The 20,906-nt window shown below is 66.9% G+C and carries 16 protein-coding genes and 1 pseudogene; 3 read left to right on the forward strand and 14 right to left on the reverse strand.

Annotated features, from left to right (window positions below):
- From G8O24_RS02590 to G8O24_RS02600, 3 genes and pseudogenes are all read right to left on the reverse strand, one after another.
- Positions 1–250, reverse strand: a pseudogene (locus tag G8O24_RS02590) (glycosyltransferase family protein); the annotation flags it as partial.
- A 203-nt stretch (positions 251–453) separates the two neighbouring features.
- Positions 454–2,031, reverse strand: a complete 1,578-nt coding sequence (locus G8O24_RS02595; RefSeq protein WP_188096185.1) for a lipopolysaccharide biosynthesis protein — start codon at positions 2,029–2,031, stop codon at positions 454–456.
- A 109-nt stretch (positions 2,032–2,140) separates the two neighbouring features.
- The gene (locus tag G8O24_RS02600) at positions 2,141–2,833 is read right to left on the reverse strand and encodes a hypothetical protein (RefSeq protein WP_188096187.1); all 693 of its coding nucleotides are present in this window, start codon (positions 2,831–2,833) and stop codon (positions 2,141–2,143) included.
- 303 nt (positions 2,834–3,136) lie between these two features.
- Between G8O24_RS02600 and G8O24_RS02605 the strand changes: the two genes are divergently transcribed.
- Positions 3,137–6,733: an autotransporter outer membrane beta-barrel domain-containing protein gene (locus tag G8O24_RS02605; protein WP_244645705.1), complete on the forward strand. Its 3,597-nt coding sequence runs from the start codon at positions 3,137–3,139 to the stop codon at positions 6,731–6,733.
- A gap of 118 nt (positions 6,734–6,851) precedes the next feature.
- Here G8O24_RS02605 and gspM read toward each other — a convergent pair whose 3' ends face one another.
- The 9 genes from gspM to G8O24_RS02650 all read right to left on the reverse strand — a co-directional run bounded on the left by gspM (position 6,852) and on the right by G8O24_RS02650 (position 14,836).
- A complete protein-coding gene (gene gspM, locus G8O24_RS02610; protein WP_244645706.1) occupies positions 6,852–7,445 on the reverse strand; it encodes a type II secretion system protein GspM in 594 nt (197 codons plus the stop codon).
- Positions 7,442–8,479 (reverse strand): PilN domain-containing protein, encoded by a 1,038-nt coding sequence (locus tag G8O24_RS02615; RefSeq protein WP_188096189.1) that lies wholly within the window; start codon positions 8,477–8,479, stop codon positions 7,442–7,444. Before G8O24_RS02615 ends, gspM begins: the two co-directional genes overlap by 4 nt.
- Before the next feature lies 1 nt (position 8,480).
- Positions 8,481–9,389 (reverse strand): type II secretion system minor pseudopilin, encoded by a 909-nt coding sequence (locus tag G8O24_RS02620; protein ID WP_188096191.1) that lies wholly within the window; start codon positions 9,387–9,389, stop codon positions 8,481–8,483.
- A gap of 182 nt (positions 9,390–9,571) precedes the next feature.
- Positions 9,572–10,276 (reverse strand): general secretion pathway protein GspJ, encoded by a 705-nt coding sequence (locus G8O24_RS02625; RefSeq protein WP_188096193.1) that lies wholly within the window; start codon positions 10,274–10,276, stop codon positions 9,572–9,574.
- Between the two features lie 8 nt (positions 10,277–10,284).
- The gene (locus G8O24_RS02630) at positions 10,285–10,683 is read right to left on the reverse strand and encodes a prepilin-type N-terminal cleavage/methylation domain-containing protein (RefSeq protein ID WP_188096195.1); all 399 of its coding nucleotides are present in this window, start codon (positions 10,681–10,683) and stop codon (positions 10,285–10,287) included.
- The gene (locus G8O24_RS02635) at positions 10,661–11,170 is read right to left on the reverse strand and encodes a prepilin-type N-terminal cleavage/methylation domain-containing protein (protein WP_188096197.1); all 510 of its coding nucleotides are present in this window, start codon (positions 11,168–11,170) and stop codon (positions 10,661–10,663) included. Before G8O24_RS02635 ends, G8O24_RS02630 begins: the two co-directional genes overlap by 23 nt.
- Positions 11,133–11,588: a type II secretion system major pseudopilin GspG gene (gene gspG, locus G8O24_RS02640; RefSeq protein WP_188096199.1), complete on the reverse strand. Its 456-nt coding sequence runs from the start codon at positions 11,586–11,588 to the stop codon at positions 11,133–11,135. The genes G8O24_RS02635 and gspG overlap by 38 nt, the downstream gene beginning before the upstream one ends.
- A gap of 37 nt (positions 11,589–11,625) precedes the next feature.
- Positions 11,626–12,837 (reverse strand): type II secretion system F family protein, encoded by a 1,212-nt coding sequence (locus G8O24_RS02645; protein WP_188096201.1) that lies wholly within the window; start codon positions 12,835–12,837, stop codon positions 11,626–11,628.
- 310 nt (positions 12,838–13,147) lie between these two features.
- A complete protein-coding gene (locus G8O24_RS02650) occupies positions 13,148–14,836 on the reverse strand; it encodes a GspE/PulE family protein (RefSeq protein WP_191093029.1) in 1,689 nt (562 codons plus the stop codon).
- A gap of 186 nt (positions 14,837–15,022) precedes the next feature.
- Between G8O24_RS02650 and gspD the strand changes: the two genes are divergently transcribed.
- Positions 15,023–17,362, forward strand: coding sequence for a type II secretion system secretin GspD (gene gspD / locus G8O24_RS02655; RefSeq protein WP_368736591.1), 2,340 nt, complete (start codon positions 15,023–15,025; stop codon positions 17,360–17,362).
- 145 nt (positions 17,363–17,507) lie between these two features.
- On the opposite strand, the gene G8O24_RS02660 is transcribed toward gspD, so the two are convergent.
- Entirely contained in the window at positions 17,508–18,155 is a 648-nt protein-coding gene (locus tag G8O24_RS02660) for a tetratricopeptide repeat protein (protein ID WP_311972293.1), read from the reverse strand.
- A gap of 39 nt (positions 18,156–18,194) precedes the next feature.
- Here G8O24_RS02660 and G8O24_RS02665 point away from each other — a divergent pair, with 39 nt between their 5' ends.
- Positions 18,195–19,388 (forward strand): CaiB/BaiF CoA transferase family protein, encoded by a 1,194-nt coding sequence (locus tag G8O24_RS02665; protein ID WP_188096207.1) that lies wholly within the window; start codon positions 18,195–18,197, stop codon positions 19,386–19,388.
- On the opposite strand, the gene G8O24_RS02670 is transcribed toward G8O24_RS02665, so the two are convergent.
- Positions 19,366–20,904, reverse strand: coding sequence for a tripartite tricarboxylate transporter permease (locus G8O24_RS02670; protein ID WP_188096209.1), 1,539 nt, complete (start codon positions 20,902–20,904; stop codon positions 19,366–19,368). The genes G8O24_RS02665 and G8O24_RS02670 overlap by 23 nt on opposite strands.
- Between the last annotated feature and the right edge of the window lie 2 nt (positions 20,905–20,906).

Raw genomic sequence — 20,906 nt, forward strand, 5'->3', positions numbered from 1 at the left:
CCTCGGTGCGATGATGCTCGATCTGGGCCTTGAGGATTTCGGCAGCGGTGGCGCGCGCGTTCATGCCTTGCTCGCGAGCCCAGACCCGCTGGACCTCCAAATCGTCGCCGTAAGCGAAGAACGCCCAATCGGCGCGCTGATCGATCGGCAGCAGGATGTGGCATCCGGCATGCCGGAACTGCTTGAAGACATCCATCTTGGCAGCAAAGGTCGCGCAATTCCTGGTCAGGTCGCGAAGCCGCGCACGCATCCCGGGATAATACCTGCAGTTCTGGAAAAGCCTCACAAACGAGTCCGATTGTCTTGGATGGGATGTCTTGGATGGGATGTCTTGGATGGGATGACCTGGATGAGATCACCTGGAGAGGATGATTTGGGGTGGTGTGGCCCGATCAGGGCAGGTCGCCGGCACTCAACCGCCCGGATCGGTGAAGGTCAAGCAAAATCCGTGGGTTAGCGGGGGATAGCGGAGATCAATGTTTCCCGGAATCCCTTGATGATCAAAAGGCTTGCCGCCGCAGAGGCAAAGATCAGCCAAATCGCGCATTCGGCGAGGAAATGGATCAGTCCTGCCCCTGGCGCCAGCCACGCGGCAAGGACGCCTGCGCACCAGCCGGACAGCACGATGAAGGCGGAAACCAGGACGAGAAAGGCGGTGTGCCGAACAGGATGTTGCAGTGTCTGTCCCATGACCACGAAGGCCAGCAGGCCGAGCTGAATGAGGATGTCGCTCGCGACGATGGCAACGGCGGTGCCGAGCGGTCCGAGCCAGGGCGTCAGGACAACGGACAGTGCCAGGAACACCACGAACTGCAGTCCCTTGCTCCGGATCAGGAGATTTCCGCGATTGCTATGGGTGGCGAAGGCGAGCGCCAGCCACGAGGGCGCAGCGGCGGCGGAGCCAAGCAGCAGGACGACGGCAAGGGGTGCATCGTAGGGAATACTGCCGTGGGTCCAGAGGCTGAAGAAATCGCCCCAGAAGGGAAGGATGCCGGCCACGATCAAGCTGGCAAGCACGGTCACGAAAACCGACCCCCTCGCATAGAGCCGGCTCAGGCCCTTGCGGTCCCCAGTTGCGTAGTCGTGACCGAGTTCGGCGGCCAGCGGCATCGCCAGTTGCAGACCGAGCCCGCGTACGAGGCTCGCGATGACGCGGGTCAGGGCCCATTGCGCCACCGCCACGCGATCGGCCACAAGCGCGGAGACCAACAGCACCGGCAGGTTCACAAGCGCGAGTTCAGTGAGGTTCGCAATCGAAAACGGAAGCGCTCGGCCGAACTGAGCAATGCTCCAGCGCAGCGAAGCGAATGAGAGGCGCGGCCGCACGGCGGCGGTGAGAAATGGAAACAGGCGTGGCGCATCGATCAGCAAGAAGCCGGCGAGGCAGATCTGCAGTGAGACGAAGGCGATCGCGACCGCCAGCACGGTTCCGAACCACATCAACGCAATCAATTGCGCGATCTGCCCGAGCAGGAGCGAGACGTTCTGCGCCCAGATCGTCCGGCCATACTGGCCGCGCGCGCGGTAGAGGCCGGAAACGAGGTTCGAGGGCAAGGTCAGTAGCGTGCCGAGCGTAATGACGACAAAAGCGGAATCGAACGAAGCCGTGTCGCGAAAGCCCAGCAGCACTGAGGGCTGGAGCAGTTGCGTGGCTGCAAGCAGCAATACGCTCAGCACCGCGACGAGCGTGACGTAGATCCGCAACATACGGGCGAAGTATCTTGCCGTGCGCCTATCGCAATCGGCGCGCGACCTGAATGCCAGAAAGCGGTTGATCGCGCGAAGCTGCAGTCCCGAATCCGCCACGACGACGAGGCCGCCCGCGGCATAGATCGCAAGCCACGCCGCGAGCAGGTCGCCGGTCCAGACATGCAGGAACGCCGGGATCAGCAGCAGTTGCTGGGTCAATCCCAGCGCCATCTGCACCAGATTCGCCGACCAGCCGTGAATGAGCCGGCGGGCACGCCCCCCAGCACCGATACCATCAGGACCATCGACCTTGCCGGGCGCGTCAGTCTGCGTGTCGGTCAAGCCGCATCCTTCTCGGCCATGTAAGCGTTGAAGTCGCGTCTTAAGGCGGTTGAACGGCTTAGGCAATGGCGCGCCGAATTCATCCCCGCCGCGCCGGCCGATGCCGCGCTCAGAGCCCGTCCGCCTCGCCGTTCTTCGGCGTGGAACGCGGCACAAAGGGAGCGAACGAGCTGCCGGCCGTGGTCGGCACCGTCAGCCTGCTGCCGCTGTCCGCGGGGGCGGCCGCAGGCGATCCCACGGGCGCGATTGTTCCGTCCGGCCGCTGGAGCGTCAGCACCTCGCTGCGATCGCCCTGCTTGAACGTCACCTCACGCGGCTGAACCGAGGTCAGCGACCAGCCGCCCAGCGCCTCGCCTTGCCGCATGCGGACGACCTTCTGGTCGGCGCGGTTGACGAGGATCGCGATGGCATCCCCCTCGCCCACCACAGCCCCGACCAGCAGCAGCGGCGGCGGTTCGATCGGGTTTGGCGGGGACGCCGCCTGAACCTCCTCGACCGGGGCGGCCGCGACCGCGCGCGGCGGCGGTCGCCGCATGGCCGAGAAGATCGGTCGCTCCTGGGTTGCGGTCAGCGCCGACAGCGGCACCGACCACAGCGGATTGCCGCGCGGCGCCGGCCTGGCTGCAGCCGGAGCAGGTCCGGCAATCGGCCTCACCGCGCCGACATCGACGCTCTCGGCGGGACTGCCGGCGACGTCGTCGGACAGGATGTCCAGGCGCGACGATGTCGCTGCCAATGCCGCGGCGGTGCCAAGCACCGCAGCCAACGCGGCCAGTCCCGTCGATCTCAGCCAGGCGGACATCGCTGCTTCCCTTGCTGCCGGTCGCGCGCGGCAACCGTCCCAAGCTAAAGCCGATACGCCTCGCCTTCAACCCGCTCCCGGCCGCTCGGACCTTGCCTTCCGGTCCGCCCGTTGCAGTGCGTAAAAATGTTGCTTGACGGCCACGACGGCCGAAATAGCAACCGAAACGAGCGGGAACTTGATGCAAATCGATGGCCGTTCATTGCCCCCGGTTGCGGCGCCGTGGAATCATGGCGCCGGGCGCGGCCTTCCCCTGCCTGCATTTGGCTGCACTGATTTGCTTTGGCGATTTGCGAAGGGCTCATGACCGGACCGACCATGGCGCGCGGAAGGATCGATCACCGGCTGCGCGCCGTCGCCCGGCATACGCTGGCCACCCTGCTCGCGACCACCGCGCTCGGCGTCGTCGCGGCGCACGCCGTCGACGGCAGCTGGGTCGGCGGCACGTCCAACGAGTGGACGGACGGTACCAATTGGAGCTCGACGCCCGCCGTGCCGGACGGCACGGCGACCTTCTCGACCACCGGCCCGACCGCCGTCATCACCAGCGGCATCGTCAATATCGGCAACGTGATCTTCACCGCCGCGCCCAACGCGCCGGCCTATACCATCTCCACCGGCGACATCTTCGTGGTCAACGGCGCCGGCATCTTCAACAATTCGACCAACACGCAGACCTTCACCGTCGGCGCCAGCATGGTGTTCCTGAACACGAGCAGCGCGAGCGCCGGCAGCAATGTCGTGACGTACAGCGTCAGCGGCGGCGCGATGAGCTTCAACGACAGCTCGACCGCCGGCACGGCGCAAATCGCCAATGGCGGCGACATCGAGTTCAACAACACCAGCAGCGCCGGCACCGCGACGATCGTCAACAACGCGGTGGTCAATTTCAACGACACCAGCTCGGCGAGCGGTTCCAGCATCACGAACGCTGCGACGGGCTTCGTGACCTTCAGCGGCTCCTCCACCGCCGGCACCGCAGCGATCGACAACTCAGGATCGTTGAGCTTCACCGGCCTTTCGACCGCCGCCAGCTCCACCGTGACCACCCAGAGCGGCGGCATCACGAGCTTCACCGGCACGGCGAGCGGCGGCAGCGCCCGCTTCATCACCAATGCCGGCGGCACGGTCGACATTTCGGGCCTGACCAACGGCGGCACGACGTCAGGCTCGATCGCGGGCGCCGGCAATTACGTGCTCGGCGCCAACACGCTCACCACCGGCAGCCTCAACACCTCGACCCAGGTCGACGGCGTGATCTCCGGCAGCGGCGGCGGGCTGACCAAGGTCGGCACCGGCACCCTGACGCTGACCGGCGCCAACACCTATACCGGCGCAACCACGATCTCGGCGGGAACGCTGGCGCTCTCGAATTCCGGCAGCATCGCCTCGTCGAGCGTCGTCACGGTGAATGCGACCTTCGACATCTCGGCGCTGACCCCGGCATTCGCCGCGATCACGACGCTCGGCGGCGCTTCGAGCGGCATCGTCAACATGGGCAGCAAGGGGCTGTTCATCACCAACGGCTCGACCGAGTTCGCCGGCGTGATCCAGGGCACCGGCGGGCTGGAGGTGTTCGGCGGAACGCAGACGCTCTCGGGCGTGAACACCTACTCCAACACCACCCAGATCGATGCCGGCGCGACGCTCGCGCTGAAGGGCAGCGGATCGATTGCGAACTCGGCGAGCGTCACGTTCACGCCCGGCGCAGGCGGGACATTCGACATTTCGCAAACGACCTCCGGCGCGTCGGTGAACGCGCTGGTCTCCGCCACCGGTGGCAGCTTCGTTTCGCTGGGATCGAAGACGCTGACGATCACGGGCGGCAGCCTTTACGGCGGCGTGATCCAGGATGGCGGCATCGCAGGCGGCGCCGGCGGCAATCTCGTCATCGCAAACGGCGCCACGCAGCAGCTCTACGGGACCAACACCTACACCGGCACCACGACCATCGCCGCGGGCGGCCAGCTCGATCTCATCAATTCGGCCGGCAGCAACGGCAGCATCGCGACTTCGAGCAACGTCATCGCCAACGGCCTCTTCGACATCTCGGCCCTGACCGCCGGCTCTTCCATCAGATCGCTGTCGGGCTCGGGCAACGTCAATCTCGGCGCCAACACGCTGAGCATCACCAACGGCAACGGCACCTTTGCGGGCATCATCGGCGGTGCGGGCGGCGGCCTGACCATGGCCGGCGGTACGGAGATCCTGACCGGCGCCAGCACCTACACCGGCGCCACCACCGTGAACGGCGGCAGGCTGGAGGTGGACGGCTCGATTCTGAGCGCCAGCACCGTCAATGCCGGCGGCACGCTCGCAGGCACCGGCGCGGTCGGTAACGTCGCAGTGACCGGCGGCACGCTCGCGCCAGGCAGCACGGCCAATCCGTTCGCGCCGCTGACGATCAACGGATCCCTCAGCTTCACCGCCGCCTCGACCTATCTGGTGGAGGTCTCCTCCACCAGCGCGAGCCGCGCCAATGTCACGGGCGCCGCGACGCTCGGCGGCGCGAGCGTGAGCGCGGTGTTCGGCTCCGGCACCGTCAAGAAGCAGTACACGATCCTGACCGCGGCCGGCGGCCTCGGCGGCAGCACCTTCAATCCGACCGTCGTCTCCAACATCCCCTCGATCAACGCGAGCCTGAGCTACGACGCCAACGACGTCTTCCTCAATATCGGCATCAACTTCGCGCCGGCCGGCGGCGGCCTCACCGTCAACCAGCAGAATGTCGCGAACACGCTGGCCAATTTCTTCAACACCACCGGCGGCATTCCCGCCGCCTTCGCCGCGCTGACGCCTGCGGGGCTGACCACCGTCTCGGGCGAACTCGGCAGCGGAATCATCCAGGCCGCGATCAACGCCGACGGCCAGTTCATGAACCTGATGCTCGACCCGACGGTGGTCGGCCGCTCCGCCGGGTTCGCCAAGGCCGGCAGCGTGGCGCAATTCGCCGACAGCGACGAAGCGGCCGCCTATGCCGCGATGCGGCTCGCCAACGCCAGCGAGCGCGAGGCCTATGCGATGGCGAGGAAGGCGCCCTCGCTGCTGTCCGCGCAGCCGAGCAGCCGCTGGAGCGTCTGGGCCGCCGGCTATGGCGGGGCGGCCGAGGTCGGCGGCAACGCCACGGTCGGCTCGCAGGACCTCACCGCGCGCGTCTGGGGCGGCGCGGCCGGCGCCGACTACAGAGTCTCGCTGGACACGCTGGTCGGCTTCTCGCTGGGCGGTGGCGGGCTGAACTACTCCCTCGCCAATGCGATGGGCGCGGGCTCCGCCGACCTGTTCCAGGCCGGACTCTATGGCCGGCACAATTTCGGCCCGGCCTATGTCGCCGCCGCGCTCGCCTATGGCTGGCACGACGTCACCACCAACCGCGCCGTCATCGGCGCCGACCAGCTCCAGGGCCGCTTCAAGGCCGATACCTTCTCGGCCCGCTTCGAGGGCGGCTATCGCTTCGCGACGCCTTTGATCGGCATCACGCCTTACGCGGCGGCGCAGGTGACAAACTTCAACCTGCCCAACTATTCCGAAGTCAGCCTCAATGGCGGCGGGCTGTTCGCGCTGAACTACGCTTCGCAGTCCATCACCGACACGCGCTCCGAGCTTGGCCTGCGCACCGACAAATCCTATGCGATGCAGAACGGCGTGCTGACCTTGCGCGGCCGCGCCGCCTGGGCGCACGACTACAATCCGAGCCGCGCCGTCACCGCGTTGTTCCAGACCCTGCCCGGCACCAGCTTCGTCGTGAGCGGCGCCAGGGTCGACGCCGATTCCGCGCTTCTGAGCGCCGGCGCCGAGATGAAATGGCTGAACGGCTTCTCGATCGCCGGCACGTTCGACGGCGAATTCTCCGGCAACGTCACCAGCTATTCCGGCAAGGGCGTGTTCAAATATAGCTGGTAAGCATGATCCGGACCCGAAGGGCCGCGTTAGCGCGAAGTGTGCAGCGGTTGTCCGAAAAGATCGCGCTCAAACAATAACGCGATGACGATTCATCCTGATCTCATCGCGCTTTGGCGACCTATTTCCCCGCCTGCCACTGGCCGGAGACGCCCAGGATCACCCTGACGCGACCGGGGCCAGCCTCGTTCTGCGCGGTGGCCTGCGGCACCTGGACATCGAGCTGATCGACGAACAGGAACGGCATGCCGGCTTCGAGATCGTAGAGCACCTTTTGCAGCGCGGGCTGGTCCAGCTCGCAGCTGACGACGAGACCGACGAAGCCGTCCTTGGTCTGCGCGCCCGACACGTCGACCTGCGAGGACTGCACCGAGCCGCCCTGACTGCCGACCGCGGCCGCAACCCGCTGCAGCAGATTGGCGCCCGCCACCGTCACCGTCGGCCCTTCCAGGAAGGGCGTGCCGGGATGCTCGGCCGAAAGCACCGCGGCATTCTTGGCGGCCCCCTTGCGGCCGCGCAGCTGGTCGAGCAGGTCGGAGGTCTGCGCCAGGGCCTGGCGGTGGGCGATCACGTCGGCCATCGACAGGCCCGCCATCAGAAGCAGCCCGCCCGTCACCGTGAGGTAGAGCATGACTGCGATCAGCGGCGAAGAGGTCAACCACCGCGCGGCCGTGGTCTCGCTCGCCATCCCACCACTGCTCTTGCTGCTGCTCATGGCGCGTTCCTCGCCACGATCTGCGCCTCGATGTGGAAGCGCTCGCCGGGATCCGAGGGAGTGCGCGTTGTCGGGGCGTAGAAGGTGGCGCGGGTGAAATGCTGGGACTGCTCGATCAGCGGGATCAGCGAGGGCGCATCGCGGGTGATGCCTGATATCTGGAGCTTGTTGCCGGCCAGATGCATCTCGGTGACGAAGGTGTGGTCGGGCAGGAGACGGCTCAGCGATTCCAGCACGATCACGCTCGCCGGCGTGTCGTATTTGCGCCGCTCCAGCAGCGCCAGCGGCGAACGCTCGCCGCCTTCGACACCGCGGATCGCGGCGCGGCGCTGGGTGATCTGTCGTGCGAGCTCGCTCTCCTGCGCGCTCAGGCTGTCGGCGAGATAGCCCGCGATGACCGAGCCGAGAACGGCCGCGATCGCGGCAACGGCCAGCACCGCTTGCAGCGTTCGGCTGAGCCGCACCGGATCGATCGCGCCGCGCGATTTCTGCTCGAACACTTTGATGCGCCCGCCTTCAGGCGCTTCGGTCAGAACCGCGATCGCGGACGGATGCAGGCCGGACAGAGCCTCGACATAGCCTGTCGCGAGCCGGCGTGGCGCGGCCGCGATCATCGTGGTGATGCTCTCGCGGCCCTGCGCCACCGGCGCGCTGCAACCGAACACGGCTTCGCCCGCGCTCCAGGGCGTCAGCCGGTCGATCTGCGCCCGCACGATGCCCTCGAGGAAATCGGCCGCACGCATCGGCAGCTCCAGCGGTCGGAACAGAAAGCGCGCCGGCCGCAGCACGATCTCGACGCGGCAGCCAAGGACGACCGGCGCAAGATCGGCGCCGGCGAACTTGCCGTCCTCGAACACAATCGCCGTCGGAGCGCCCTCCGTCTTTGCGGCCTCCAGCGCGAACGCGCCGGTCTCGCCCTCGACCAGCCGCACCAGGCGTGGCCGCACCATCCGCTCCAGGCCGGCAACCGCGGCGTCCGCCACCGTACCGGTCCAGGCATCGAAAATGGCGCGAAGCGTGCCGAGCGAACTCATCTCACAGGGGCTTTCCGGCCGAGCCGTCGAACGCATTGTGCCACGACAAGACACGATAGGGTTCATCGCCGTTTTCGAGAAGCAGGATCACGATCTCGGCCGAGCTCTGCCGGCGCGACGGCGCCTCGGCGGTCACGTTGACCCGATAGGCCTTCGAGCCCTCGATCGTCGCGCTGGCGCTGCCGGCAAGCCCGATCAGGGACCGCCGGTCCACATTGGGATCGACCCGGTCGCGCAGCAGCCGCTGCAGATTTTGCGGCGTCATGTCCGGCAGCGCCGCCACCACCTGAGGCGCAGCGTCCACCACGTTCACGGTGCGCATGTTGCTGAACACGGTGACGAAGGGCAGCACCCGCTCGATCACGACAGGCGGGATGCCGCGCACCAGCCACAGCTCGTCGCTGTGGGGAAACGGCGCATGGCGCGGCAAATAGGGCGCGCCGAGCGTGCGATAGAAGGAATCCTCCGGATTCTCCAGGCCTGGCTCGGTCGACGACCGCCACGCCAGGATCCGATCGGCGTAGTCAGACGCATCCGCCGCGGAGACGCCCAGCCCGACCATCAGGCCCGCGAGCACGGCCTTCGGCGCCATGTTGAGATCGATCCGCGCAGCCTCCGAGCGGAAGGTCACGGCCACCCGGCCAGCTCCGATACGGGCATTGAAGGTGCCGCTGGTCGGGCGCGTCGCCTCGTTCTGTGCGGTCAGCCGATAGGCCGCGAGCTCGATGCCGGCGTTCGTCAGGGCATCGGCCTGCAAGTGGTCGGTGTTGACCGCGACGGTGGCCGCCGAGTTGGTGACATAGGTCAGGTAGATCAGTGCGAGCCCGGCCAGCGCAGCCAGCATCCAGAGCACCACGACGACGATGAAGCCGCGCTCGCTGCGTGCATGGAGGAGACGATGCGGCGGCATCGGCACTCGGCTCCCTCTCCCGCTTGCGGGGGAGGGCTGGGGTGGGGGTGTCTCCACATTGGGATTGTAAGAGACCACACCTGAAATCCCCGCTCGGCGAGACCCCTCACCCGCCACGCTCTGCGAGCGTGTCGGCCTCTCCCGCAAGCGGGAGAGGCGAAGGAGACCCATGACCCCGCCGCTCACAGCTGTTGCTCCTCTTTCTGCGCCTGTTGTGGCCGGCTGGCCGGCGTCACGCAGGTCGTCGGATTCTTGGCCCGCGCGCACTCGGCCGGCGCCGTGATATGCGGCACCACCGCGGCCGAGACCGCCAGCATCTGGCCGGTGCCGCCGTCGCGCACCGTGATGCGGATGCGATCGGGCAGTTGTCCCTGCCCATGCCAGGTCGGCTGCCACGTCCGGTCAGGCCCGGCATAGGCGAAGCTGACACGGAACGGCGCGCGGATCAGCACCACCTGGTCGACGAAACGTATCTGCCCGCCCGTTGCCATCGGCTGGAACGGCGCGCGCTCGCGCACCAGCGCGAGCCCCTCGGAATCGGCCTTCTCGACCAGGCGGATGAATTCGAGGCCCGGGCGCAGGCTCGGGCCGAGCGCGGTGCGCAGGAACGTCACCGACAATTCGGCGCCGTCGAACAGCGGCGCCTTGGCATCGCCATTCACGGCGATCTGCTCGGCGACGGAAAGATCGGCAACGATGCGGTCGATCCCCGTGGCGAGCCGCTCGGCACGCTGCACCCGTGCAATGCCGCGATTCCAGTTGGGCAGCCATTGCGCCGTCACGGTGGCCAGTGCAGCCAGGATCACGGTCATCAGAAGCGTCGCCAGCAGCACCTCGAGCAGCGTGAAGCCGGCCTCGGAAGCAAACGCGCGGTGCCGGCGTTTCATTGAGGCCGTCATCGATTTGGCCTCGGCGCCAGCTTCACCGTCGTAACCTGGATCGCGGCGCCATCGGCGCGCTGGAGACGCAGATTGACCACCAGCGGCACGAAGCGATCGGTCCCGGGATCGCCGCCGGCGACGTTCATTGGCGCGACATCGACGCGCCAGCGGCTGCCGGCCAGCTCCCCGCTCTGCCGGCCGGGCTTCAGCAATCCGCGCGCCGGCAGGTCCGCCAGCAATGTCTCTGCCGTACCTGCCAGCGCCAGATGCTCGTCGATCGAGCGCGTGCCCTTCGTCGAGACGGCGATAGCCGAGCCGATGGTGCCGAGCACGATGGCGATGATCGCGAGCGCGACCAGCGTCTCGATCAGGGTGAAGCCGGCGGTGCCGTCAGAGCAGCTTCTGCGGGACAATCTCGACACCTCCGGTCAGCCAGTTGACCCTGATCTCATAGCCCATGCCCGGACGCGCCAGTGCGATCGTCCCGCCGCACGACATGCCCGACGGAAAGAAATCGATCGTTCGTCCGGTGGCGCGATCGGCGCAGCGCGCGGCCAGTGTCGCCTGCACGACGACGTCGGGCGGCAGGCGGATGGTCTGCCCGGTGACGCCGGAGCGGATCGCGCGCGCCTCCGCATCCACGAGGGTTGCGACCCAGACCTGGCGGCGCAGCGCGGAATTGCGGTCGGACTTCAGCAGAGCCGCGGTCTCGACCGCGTAGCTCTCGAGCTTGGCCCGCGTCGTCGAGCGCGGGATCCCCGGCAGGATGATCGCCGCGAGAAGGCCGACGATCGCAAGCGCGCACAGGATCTCGATCAGCGCGAAGCCTTGCTGACCAAAGCCTTGCGCATCGCAAACCGGTTCAGCGCGCGCCGCTGACAATGTCGGCTGCCGTTCCACTGCCGCCCTCCTGACCGTCTGATCCGAGCGAGATGATCTCGTAAGGAGCATTCGCGCCCGGCGACCGATAGACATAGCCGTGGCCCCAGGGATCGTTGGGCACGACGCCGCCGCGCAGGTAAGGCCCGTTCCAGCCCGGCAGATTGTTGCTGCGCGTCAGCCCGATCAGGCCTTCGTTCGAGGTCGGATAGCGGCCGAGATCGAGGTAATACAAATCGAGCGCGCTGGAGAAGCTCTCGATCTGGATCTTCGCCGCCTTCGCCTTGGACTCGCTGAGATAGTTCAGCACCCGCGGCCCGACCAGCGCCATGATCATGCCGATGATGGTGATCACGACGAGCATCTCGACCAGGGTGAAGCCGGCCTCTCCGGAAGGCGTGCGCCGCAGACGGCGCCGCGACGATGGATGTCTGGTCACTTCAGGCCCCTCCCATTCCCGTTCACGCCATCCTCGACTAACCGACGATCTGGCTCACCGACATCAGCGCGGTCATCACCGATGTGATCAGGCCGCCGACGACCAGCGAGATCGCGATGATCGCCGCAGGGCCGGCAATACCGACCGCACGATCGAGCGTGCGTTGCAGCTTGGCCTCGTAAAATTCGGCGACCCGGCCGGACAGCATCGGCAATTGCCCGGTCTCGTCGCCCAGTCTCAGCATGCGCACCGCCATCGCCGGCAACGCCTCCGTCTCGGCCAGCGCATCGGAGAGCTTCGAGCCGTGGCGGACGCGGTCGGCGGCATCGCTCCAGACCGTGGACGATCCCGTCGTCGCCATCATGTCGACGAGGATGCGCAGCGTGGTGGTGAGGTTGACGCCGCTGCCGAGCAGCAGGTCGAGGTTGCGGCAGAACAACGCCGTGCGATACGCGCCCATCACGTTTCGGATCGCCGGCGCCTTCGTGAACAGGTTGGTGATGCCGCGGCGAACGCGCTCCTGTCGCAGCAGCAGCCATGCCGCGGCGATGAAGGCCGCCAGCCCGGCCAGCACCGCATCCGAATTGCCGCGTAGGAAAGTGGAGATGTTCAGGAATACGCCGAGGATCGGATCGACCCTGGCACCGAAATCCTGCAGGACGCTGGCGAACTGCGGCAGCACGAAGGTCAGGAAGAACAGCAGCACGCATCCGGCCGCGCCGAGCACGAAGACAGGATAGCGGATCGCGTCCGTCAGGCGCCGCCGCAACGCCTCGCTGCGCGCGCGTTCGCCGGCGAGCACCTCCAGCACCTGGTCCAGCGACCCCGAGGCTTCGCCGACCCGCACCAGGGCGATATACATCGGCGGAAACAATCCTTCATGCCGCGCCAGCGCCTCGCCGAAACTTTCACCGGAGACGATGCGCGTGCGGATGTCGGCGACGACGGGCCGCAGCCGCCCGACATCCGGATCGGCAGCGAGCAGCTCCAGGCCGTCATTGATGCGGGCGCCGGCGCGCAGGAGCAGCGCGAGGTCGCGGGTGAAGGTGGTGACGTCTTCCGGCCTCGGCCTGTTGAAGATGCTGAGCGCGCCGCGCGCGGCACCGCCCTCTTCCGGCGTGACGTTGTCGACCAGCACGAGGCCAAGCCGCTCGATCCGCTGCGCCACGTCGCCCGGCGCCGGCGCGGCGATGGCGCCGGAGACCAGTTCGCCGTTGGCATTGAGGGCGCGGTAGCGATAATTCGGCATGTGTTCTAAAGCTGCGTAGGCTTAGGTTGAAACAAGCGGCCGCACGGTCGGTGCACCTCTCCCGCTTGCGGGAGAGGTCGGCGCGTCCCGGGCGATGCAAAGCATCGTCCCGCGCGCCGGGTGAGGGTTCTATCCTCTGGGGGGGTCTCGATTGCGGAGACACCCTCTCCCCAGCCCTCTCCCCCAAGCGGGAGTGGGAGCCCAGCGCCGATGCCGCGGCATCGTGCAACGATACGCACTGGCCCTGTCCACAGGCGTGAGAGGGAGCGCACTTCCCTCGTCGCAACATTTGAACCTGATCTCATCATGCTCAGCGCACCGTCGTCACCCGGAAGACTTCGGGCACCGTCGTCAACCCGGCCCGGCATTTGGCGACTGCATCCTCCAGCATCGTCGTCATGCCGCCGCGCATCGCGGCGGCGTCGATGGAGTGCGAGTCGGTCTGCGGCCCAATCAGCGCGCGCACCTCATCGGACATTTCGAGGATCTCGAACACGCCATTGCGGCCGCGATAGCCGGTGCCGCCGCAGCGCTCGCAGCCGCCGGCCTCGTGCACGACCTCGCCGCATTTGAAGCCGATCACGGCAAAGCGCGGATCCCTGGCGAGATCGGCCTCGGTCAGCGCGTGCGGCGCCTTGCAGCGGTCGCACAGCATGCGCACCAGGCGCTGCGCCACCACCGCGCGCAGCGTCGATTTGAGCAGGAAGCCTTCGACGCCGAGATCGATCAGGCGCGGCACGGCCGCCGCCGCCGTCTCGGTGTGCAGCGTCGTCAGCACGAGATGGCCGGTGAGCGCGGCATGGATGGCGATGTGCGCAGTCTCGGCATCACGGACCTCGCCGACCATGATGACGTCAGGGTCCTGACGCACGAAGGCGCGCATGGCGGAGGCGAAGGTCAGGCCGATCGACGGCTTGACCTGCGACTGGTTGATGCCGGGAATTTCGTACTCGACGGGATCCTCGATGGTGAGGATCTTGCGCGTCGGTTCGTTGAGGATCGACAGCATGGTCGCAAGCGTCGTGGTCTTGCCGCTGCCGGTCGGGCCGGTGATCACGATCATGCCATGCGGCATCGCGAGCAGGCGCGTCATCACGCTCTCGTCGCGAGGCCGCAGCCCGAGCCTGTTCATATCGAGCAGGCCACGGTCGCGCGGCAACAGGCGGATCACGGCGCTTTCGCCATGCTGGGTCGGCATGGTCGCGACGCGAACGTCGATCTCATTGCGCCCGAGGCGCACGCGCGCCGCGCCGTCCTGCGGCAGCCGCCGCTCGGCGATGTTGAGGCCGGCAAGAATCTTGATGCGCGAGATCAGCGCTTGCGGCGGAATGCCTTGCGGCGCCGGCAGCGCGCGCAACAGGCCATCGACGCGCATGCGCACCGTGAGCCCGGCGCGGAACGGCTCGACGTGAATATCGCTGGCGCGCAAATCCAACGCACGCTCCAACAAATCGTTGAGCGCCCGCACCACCGGCGCGCCGCTGGCGAGATCACGCAGGCTCTCGATATCGTCGTCGGACCGCTGCGCGGCGTTCTTGCCGCTCTCGTCGACATTTGCGTCATCGGCATCGGCCCGCTGATCGAGGACCGTTGCTATGTCCTCATACGACGCCACCACGACATCGACCGTCGCTCCGAACACGATCTCGGCAGCGCGCATGGCAGCCGTGTCGGACGGATCGGCAACCGCCAGGTGGAGACCCCCGTTCGGCACGCTGAAAGGAAAGATCGTGGACTCGCGCAGGAAGCGGCGCGAAAAACCATCCAGGCGGGGCGTGGTCGTGAGCAGTTGCGGAAGACTGAGCCGCGGCAACCCAAAATAGTCCGACACTTCGTCGGCGAAGTCGGCTGCGGAGAGATCGGTCGCTTCCCAGAATTCGCGCAACGGGCGCGTGAGTGCGGTCGTGCCTGACGTCTCAACACGAGCATGGGCCCGCGGCGGCAGCGCATATTTTTCCAGGAGGTGCTGGCGGAAGCCATCAGCGGAGCGAACTTGCATCGCATTCACTGCTCTGACCTTGTCACTCGAATGCAACAGCTTCCGCGTGTCACCGAGGTGCTTTGCGCTTGACACATTTTCTTAGCAAAAACATAATCGTGGCGCAAATTGTCGAGCGCCCGAGCCAAGGGGGATCGGACGCAGCTCACGGTCACCTCCAGCGTTGGCAGGCGTATCTTGTGTGACGTGGTCCAGCCGCTTTTGCGCCGCCGCTCCGCGTTGACCGGAACGCTGCTGCTGTTGTCGTCGGCCCTCCTGCTCACAGCCTGCATCGTCACATCAGATCAATCGGTTGAAGCGGATCCGAAGGATCCGCGCGCCCAGGATATTGCCGACAAGATCCGCGCCCTGGACCTCCAGGCGCGGCAACCTGCCGACGCAGCAGCGAGCGGCATTGGCCAGGCGAAATCATCGAAACCGGCGATCTATCTGAGTGATGGTGCAACGCCGCAAGGTGGGGCGCTGCCCGAACGCGACAATGGCGGCAGCGGCTACGACCTCAATTTCGAGAATGCCCCCGTGGCGACCGTCGCAAAGGTCATCCTTGGTGACGTACTCAACACCGGTTACACGATCGATCCTCGCGTGCAGGGGACCGTGACACTTGCCTCGGTGCGCCCGGTCCCCAAGGCGGATGCGATCTACGTTCTGGAGAATGCGCTGCGCATGTCCGGCGTGGCGCTGGTGCGTGACCGCACGGGATATCGCCTGTTGCCGGCGCCCGAAGCCGGTCCCGGCGGGATCGACCGATCGGCGGGCGGCGAAGCCGGCCAGGGCATCACCGTGGTGCCGCTGCGCTATACCTCGGCACAAAACATCTTCAAGCTGCTCGACGCCTTCGGCGTGAAGGCCTCGACCATGCGTCCCGACAATTCCCGCAACACCCTCATCGTCAGCGGCAGCGGGGCCGACCGGGCGAGCGCGGTCGACACCATCCTGTCGTTCGACGCCGACTGGATGCGTGGACAATCGGTCGGCATCTTCCCGGTGCGCAATTCCTCGCCCGAACCCGTCATCAGCGAGATCGAGAAGATCATGGACTCCGGCGAAGGCGGGATGAGCCAGAACATGATCAAGCTCCAGCCGATCGCGCGGCTCAACGCGATCCTCGTGGTGACGCAGAAGCCGGACTATCTGAAGCGCGCACAGACCTGGATTGCGCGGCTCGACCGGTCCGACACCGACGGCGTCAACCTGAAATCCTATCCATTGCGCTACGGCAGCTCCAAGGCCGTCGTCGCGATGTTGAACGACATGCTGTTCAGTCAAAGCGCAACGAGCAGCTCGACGCTCGACAGCGCTTCGAGCCAGGTCGCGCCCGGCGCGGGCGTTACGACCTCGTCCTCCGGCCCCGCCAATCCGGTCGCCGCGCTAAGCGCGCTGCCGACCGCTGCGGCCGGCGCCGCGACGCCGGTGACCGGCCCTGCGGGATCATCGTTCAGCGTCCGCCCGGCTCCGGCTGCATCCGCAGCGCCGGCGCAGGACAGCAGCTTCGCTGGCGCATCGGGCGGCAGCTCGAAGCCCGGCATCAGCGGTATCCTCCAGAACGTGCGCATCACCGCCGACGTCACCAACAATGCCGTGCTCGTCTATGCCAGCCAGGACGCGCAGCGCATCGTCGAGCAGACCATCCGCCAGATCGACCGGCCGCAGCGCCAGGTCGCGATCGAGGCGACGATCGCCGAGGTGACGCTGAACGACCAGTTGAACTACGGCGTGCAGTACTTCCTGGCGAGCAAGCAAGGTTCGATCTCCAACACCATCTCCGGCGTCAGCAATGCCGCAACTGTCGGCAGTGGCGCCGTGGAAGCGGCTTCCAGCGCCGTCAACGCCGCCTCCGGCGCGCTGCTCGGTCGCGTGCTGCCGGGCTTCAACTTCCTGGTCGGCGCCGAGAACTCGCCGCGCGTCATTCTCGACGCGCTGCACGGCGTCACCAATGTCAAGGTGCTGTCGAACCCGTCGCTGGTGGTGCTCGACAACCAGGCGGCGACCTTGCAGGTCGGCGATCAGGTGCCGTTCTCGACCGGCACCGCGACCGTGCTGACCGCCAACAACACCGTGGTCAACACCATCGATTACAAGAACACCGGCATCATCCTGCGCGTGCTGCCGCGCGCCAACGCCAACGGCAACGTCGTGCTCGACATCGAGCAGGAGATCTCGAGCGTGGCCGCCGGCAGCGCGAACTCGCTGACGCCGACGATCTCGCAGCGCCGGGTCAAGAGCTCGATCGCGGTGACGAGCGGGCAGACCGTGCTGCTCGCCGGCCTGATCAGCGAAACCGAGAACAAGCAGCGCCAGGGCATTCCGGTTCTCGATTCCATTCCCGGCATGGGCGATGCCTTCGCGCACCAGACCAACGCGCGTGCGCGCACCGAGCTGATCCTGTTCATCCGCCCGACCGTCATCAAGGACGGCGTCGATGCGCATGTCATCGCCGAGGAGATGCGCAGCAAGATGAACGGCCGGCTGGTCGGGACCAGCAATCCGGTGGTCACCGTCAGCCCACCCAGGGCCGCGCACTGACGGCGCGACCAGGCTCGGGCGGCTGGCGCGGCTAAGCGCCGATGCGATCGGGACAAATCCCGACCACGGCGCAATTCGTCTGCCGCCACCGTCTACTGTGCATGGGGTTGTTTTCGACTTTTTGGCGTAGGGACTGCGATCGGCGTCAGCGCTCGCGGCTCGGCGCCCATTCCAGCGCCCGCAGCCGGGCCTCGGCGATCTCGCCACGCGTCATCTTGGTCGTCACGGCGTCGCGGATCCGGACCCGGGACTCCCGCACCCGTGGCGGCGAGGCCGCGGCCGACAGGTTCAGCCATTTGGAGGCTTCGACGATGTCCTGCGGCACGCCGAAGCCGCGGTCGTAGAGCAGCCCCAGCGCATATTGCGCGCGGGCATCGCCCTGCTCCGCCGCCCGGCGGTACCACATCGCAGCTTCGGTGTAGTTCTGCGGCACGCCGCGGCCGGTCTCGAACAGGAAGCCGAGATAGGACTGCGCCGCCGCATTGCCGCGCTCGGCGAGCGGAATGAAGATGCGGGACGCCGCCACATAGTCCTGCCGCTGCAACGCGGACACGCCCTGGCCGAGAGATTGGGCCTGGACCGGGATCGCGCCCAGGAGCACGAGCGCCGCGGCGACGACCCATCGCGACAGCCCGGCATGCTGCCGGAGCCCGCGTCTGCCGAACGAGATCATGCCGTTCCTTCCCTGCATGCGCACGAGACTAATCCCACCGACCGTTCCCTGCCAGATCTTCTTGAGATCGGCGCATGGCTGGCTGCTCCAGTCGACGGTTGCCGCATGATCTTTCGGCACTATGGTGGGCCTGCAAATTTATCCCGGAGCCTCTCAACAATGCCCTTTCCGCATGCCTCGGAAGCCCTGTCGCGCTTCACCGTGCTCGATCTGACCCGGGTCCGGTCCGGGCCGACCTGCGTGCGCCAGCTCGCGGATTGGGGGGCGACCGTGATCAAGATCGACGCACTGACCGAGGATGCCGGCGGCGAGCAGCCGGGCGGCCCGCGGCAGGGCTCCGACTTCCAGAATTTGCACCGCAACAAGCGGGCCATGACGCTGAACCTGAAGGACGAGCGCGGGCTCGCCGTGTTCAAGCGCCTCGCCGCCAGGGCCGACGTCGTGGTCGAGAATTTCCGGCCCGACGTGAAGAAGAAGCTCGGCATCGACTATGAGAGCCTCGCCGCGATCAACCCGCGCATCGTCTATGGCAGCATCTCCGGCTTCGGCCAGGACGGCCCCTATCACAAGCGCCCCGGCTTCGATCAGATCGCGCAAGGCATGGGCGGGCTGATGTCGATCACCGGGGCGCCGGGGGAAGGCCCGATGCGGGTCGGCATTCCCGTCGCCGACCTCACCGCGGGCCTGTTCTGCGCCATGGGTATTCTCACCGCGCTGCTCGAGCGCGAGGTCTCCGGCAAGGGACAGTGGGTGCAGACCTCGCTGCTGCAGGCCCAGATCTTCATGCTCGACTTCCAGGCCGCGCGCTGGCTGATGGAGAAAGAGGTCGCCAAGCAGGCCGGCAACAACCATCCGACCAGCATCCCGACCGGCGTGTTCAAGACCTCGGACGGCTACATCAACATCGCCACCACCGGCGGGCGGATCTGGGAGCGTTGCGCGCAGGCGATCGGCGCGCCGGAGCTCTACAGCCATCCCGACTATGCGACCGCCCCTGCCCGCTCCAAGAACCGCGACGCGCTCAACGCCGAGATCGAGAAGCGCACCGTGACCAAGTCGACCGAGACCTGGGTCCGTGAGCTCAACGAGGCGGGCGTTCCGTGCGGGCCGATCTATGCGATCGACCAGATGTTCGAGGACGCGCAGGTCAAGCACCTCGGCATCGCGCAGGACGTGCCCAACGACGAGGGCCGCCATATCCGCCTGGTCGGCCAGCCCGTGACGCTGTCACGCACGCCGAGCAAGATGGTGGCGCGCCCGCCTGAATTCGGCGAGCAGACCGACGAGGTGCTGAAGGAGTTCGGCTTCGGCACCGAGGAGATTGCAAAGCTCAGGGACGCGAAGGTGGTGTAGGCGCGTCTGCCGTCCTGGTCCGCCGCGTCCGCCCAACGCGGGCGAGCAGCCCGTCGATGACAGGCCAGAACAGCAGCACGATGGCCAGCGTCGTGATCGAGCCGACCAGGCCGTTCGACCAGAACACCTTGAGGTCGCCACCGGAGCCGATCATCGACAAGCGGAAGGCATCCTCGGCGCGGTTGCCGAGCACCAGCGCCAGCGTGAACGGCGCCAGCGGAATGCCGATCTTCTTGAAGACGTAGCCGACGAGGCCGAAGCCCAGCATCAGCCAGATGTCGAACATCGCGTTCTGGATTGCATAGGCGCCGATCGCGCACGACACCACGATCATCGGCGCGACCGCGGCAAACGGCACACGCAGGATCGAGGCGAAGATCGGCACCGTCGTCAGCACCAGCACGAGGCCGACGACATTGCCGAGATACATCGAGGCGATCAGGCCCCAGACGAAATCCTTGTGCTCGACGAACAGCAGCGGCCCCGGATTGAGCCCCCACACCATCAACCCGCCGAGCAGGATCGCGGCGGTGCCGGAGCCGGGAATGCCGAGCGCCAGCATCGGCAGCAGCGCCGAGGTCCCGGAGGCATGCGCCGCCGTCTCGGGCGCAAACACGCCTTCGATGCGGCCTTTGCCAAAGCTCTCGGGATCCTTGGCGAAGCGCTTGGCGAGATTATAGCCCATGAAGGACGCCGCGATCGCGCCGCCCGGCGTGATGCCGAGCCAGCAGCCGATGAAGGAGGAGCGCAGCAGCGTCATCCAATATTTCGGCAGGTCCTTCCACACGCCGAGCACAACGCGCAGCGAGATGCTCGCCGCGTGTCCGCGCAGCGCCAGCCGCTCCTCCATAGTCAGCAGAATCTCGCTGATGCCGAACAGGCCGATCACGGCGACGAGGAAGTTGATGCCGCGCAAGAGCTCAGCCGAGCCGAACGTCATGCGCAGCTGGCCCGACACCGTATCCATGCCGACGCCGGCGAGCAGGAGGCCGAGCGACATCGAGATGACCGTCTTGTGCCTGGCTTCTCGCCCCAATCCGACAAAAGAGCAGAAGGTCAGGAGGTACACTGCGAAGAACTCGGGCGGACCGAACTTCAGCGCGAAGGACGAGATCATCGGCGCGAGGAAGGTAATCAAGAGCACCGCGACCAGTGACCCGATGAAGGACGAGGTGAAGGCGGCCGTCAGCGCCTCGGCCGCCCTGCCCTGCTGCGCCATCGGATAGCCGTCGAAGGTGGTCGCGACCGACCAGGCCTCACCCGGGATGTTGAACAGGATCGAGGTGATCGCACCGCCGAACAGCGCGCCCCAATAGATGCAGGACAGCATCACGATCGCCGAGGTCGGGTCCATCGTGAAGGTGAGCGGCAACAAAATAGCGACGCCGTTGGGACCGCCGAGCCCGGGCAGCACACCGACGAAGATGCCGAGCACCAGCCCGACCATCATCAGCACGAGCGTCTTCCACGTCAGCAGGACGGCAAAGCCGTGGAGCAAGAGGCCGAAAGCTTCCATCG

It is taken from the genome of Bradyrhizobium campsiandrae, from assembly GCF_014529705.1.
In the GTDB taxonomy this organism is placed as follows: Bacteria; Pseudomonadota; Alphaproteobacteria; order Rhizobiales; family Xanthobacteraceae; genus Bradyrhizobium; species Bradyrhizobium campsiandrae.